Source organism: Pseudomonas sp. G5(2012), assembly GCF_000408945.1.
Taxonomy (GTDB): Bacteria; Pseudomonadota; Gammaproteobacteria; order Pseudomonadales; family Pseudomonadaceae; genus Aquipseudomonas; species Aquipseudomonas umsongensis.
Genome location: NZ_APIO01000139.1, coordinates 1 through 3,359 on the forward strand (window position 1 = coordinate 1; position 3,359 = coordinate 3,359).

General features: G+C 51.0%; 2 rRNA genes. Both read left to right on the forward strand.

What is annotated here, in order from left to right:
• Positions 1–163 precede the first annotated feature (163 nt).
• Positions 164–3,057 (forward strand): 23S ribosomal RNA (locus tag PG5_RS29900).
• 168 nt (positions 3,058–3,225) lie between these two features.
• Positions 3,226–3,341 (forward strand): 5S ribosomal RNA (gene rrf / locus PG5_RS29905).
• Positions 3,342–3,359 lie beyond the last annotated feature (18 nt).

Below are 3,359 nucleotides of genomic sequence, written 5' to 3' on the forward strand. Positions count from 1 at the left end.
CGTTCTTTAAAAATTTGGGTATGTGATAGAAAGATAGACTGAACGTTACTTTCACTGGTAACGGATCAGGCTAAGGTAAAATTTGTGAGTTCTCTTAGTTGAGAAATTCGAATTTTCGGCGAATGTCGTCTTCATAGTATAACCAGATTGCTTGGGGTTATATGGTCAAGTGAAGAAGCGCATACGGTGGATGCCTTGGCAGTCAGAGGCGATGAAAGACGTGGTAGCCTGCGAAAAGCTTCGGGGAGTCGGCAAACAGACTTTGATCCGGAGATGTCTGAATGGGGGAACCCAGCCATCATAAGATGGTTATCTTGTACTGAATACATAGGTGCAAGAGGCGAACCAGGGGAACTGAAACATCTAAGTACCCTGAGGAAAAGAAATCAACCGAGATTCCCTTAGTAGTGGCGAGCGAACGGGGACTAGCCCTTAAGTGGCTTTGAGATTAGCGGAACGCTCTGGAAAGTGCGGCCATAGTGGGTGATAGCCCTGTACGCGAAAATCTCTTAGTCATGAAATCGAGTAGGACGGAGCACGAGAAACTTTGTCTGAATATGGGGGGACCATCCTCCAAGGCTAAATACTACTGACTGACCGATAGTGAACTAGTACCGTGAGGGAAAGGCGAAAAGAACCCCGGAGAGGGGAGTGAAATAGATCCTGAAACCGTATGCGTACAAGCAGTGGGAGCAGACTTTGTTCTGTGACTGCGTACCTTTTGTATAATGGGTCAGCGACTTATTTTCAGTGGCGAGCTTAACCGAATAGGGGAGGCGTAGCGAAAGCGAGTCTTAATAGGGCGTCTAGTCGCTGGGAATAGACCCGAAACCGGGCGATCTATCCATGGGCAGGTTGAAGGTTAGGTAACACTGACTGGAGGACCGAACCGACTACCGTTGAAAAGTTAGCGGATGACCTGTGGATCGGAGTGAAAGGCTAATCAAGCTCGGAGATAGCTGGTTCTCCTCGAAAGCTATTTAGGTAGCGCCTCATGTATCACTGTAGGGGGTAGAGCACTGTTTCGGCTAGGGGGTCATCCCGACTTACCAAACCGATGCAAACTCCGAATACCTACAAGTGCCGAGCATGGGAGACACACGGCGGGTGCTAACGTCCGTCGTGAAAAGGGAAACAACCCAGACCGTCAGCTAAGGTCCCAAAGTTATGGTTAAGTGGGAAACGATGTGGGAAGGCTTAGACAGCTAGGAGGTTGGCTTAGAAGCAGCCACCCTTTAAAGAAAGCGTAATAGCTCACTAGTCGAGTCGGCCTGCGCGGAAGATGTAACGGGGCTCAAACCATACACCGAAGCTACGGGTATCACCTTCGGGTGATGCGGTAGAGGAGCGTTCTGTAAGCCTGTGAAGGTGAGTTGAGAAGCTTGCTGGAGGTATCAGAAGTGCGAATGCTGACATGAGTAACGACAATGGGTGTGAAAAACACCCACGCCGAAAGACCAAGGTTTCCTGCGCAACGTTAATCGACGCAGGGTTAGTCGGTCCCTAAGGCGAGGCTGAAAAGCGTAGTCGATGGAAAACAGGTTAATATTCCTGTACTTCTGGTTATTGCGATGGAGGGACGGAGAAGGCTAGGCCAGCTTGGCGTTGGTTGTCCAAGTTTAAGGTGGTAGGCTGGAATCTTAGGTAAATCCGGGATTCCAAGGCCGAGAGCTGATGACGAGTTACCTTTCAGGTGACGAAGTGGTTGATGCCATGCTTCCAAGAAAAGCTTCTAAGCTTCAGATAACCAGGAACCGTACCCCAAACCGACACAGGTGGTTGGGTAGAGAATACCAAGGCGCTTGAGAGAACTCGGGTGAAGGAACTAGGCAAAATGGCACCGTAACTTCGGGAGAAGGTGCGCCGGTGAGGGTGAAGGACTTGCTCCGTAAGCCCACGCCGGTCGAAGATACCAGGCCGCTGCGACTGTTTATTAAAAACACAGCACTCTGCAAACACGAAAGTGGACGTATAGGGTGTGACGCCTGCCCGGTGCCGGAAGGTTAATTGATGGGGTTAGCTAACGCGAAGCTCTTGATCGAAGCCCCGGTAAACGGCGGCCGTAACTATAACGGTCCTAAGGTAGCGAAATTCCTTGTCGGGTAAGTTCCGACCTGCACGAATGGCGTAACGATGGCGGCGCTGTCTCCACCCGAGACTCAGTGAAATTGAAATCGCTGTGAAGATGCAGTGTATCCGCGGCTAGACGGAAAGACCCCGTGAACCTTTACTATAGCTTTGCACTGGACTTTGAATTTGCTTGTGTAGGATAGGTGGGAGGCTTTGAAGCGTGGACGCCAGTTCGCGTGGAGCCATCCTTGAAATACCACCCTGGCAACTTTGAGGTTCTAACTCAGGTCCGTTATCCGGATCGAGGACAGTGTATGGTGGGTAGTTTGACTGGGGCGGTCTCCTCCTAAAGAGTAACGGAGGAGTACGAAGGTGCGCTCAGACCGGTCGGAAATCGGTCGTAGAGTATAAAGGCAAAAGCGCGCTTGACTGCGAGACAGACACGTCGAGCAGGTACGAAAGTAGGTCTTAGTGATCCGGTGGTTCTGTATGGAAGGGCCATCGCTCAACGGATAAAAGGTACTCCGGGGATAACAGGCTGATACCGCCCAAGAGTTCATATCGACGGCGGTGTTTGGCACCTCGATGTCGGCTCATCACATCCTGGGGCTGAAGCCGGTCCCAAGGGTATGGCTGTTCGCCATTTAAAGTGGTACGCGAGCTGGGTTTAGAACGTCGTGAGACAGTTCGGTCCCTATCTGCCGTGGACGTTTGAGATTTGAGAGGGGCTGCTCCTAGTACGAGAGGACCGGAGTGGACGAACCTCTGGTGTTCCGGTTGTCACGCCAGTGGCATTGCCGGGTAGCTATGTTCGGAATAGATAACCGCTGAAAGCATCTAAGCGGGAAACTAGCCTCAAGATGAGATCTCACTGGGACCTTGAGTCCCCTGAAGGGCCGTCGAAGACTACGACGTTGATAGGTTGGGTGTGTAAGCGCTGTGAGGCGTTGAGCTAACCAATACTAATTGCCCGTGAGGCTTGACCATATAACACCCAAGCAATTTGATGCTCCTAGTTGAAAAGACGAAAGAGACCAGATTGCGGTGTGTGAAGACGAAACGAACCGAAAGTTCGAAGTTCACAAAACACCGAAGCTATCACATACCCAATTTGCTGAAGCGAGGCCATCTGGTCACGACTCAGTACCCGAATTTCTTGACGACCATAGAGCGTTGGAACCACCTGATCCCATCCCGAACTCAGAAGTGAAACGATGCATCGCCGATGGTAGTGTGGGGTTTCCCCATGTGAGAGTAGGTCATCGTCAAGATTAAATTCCAAAACCCCT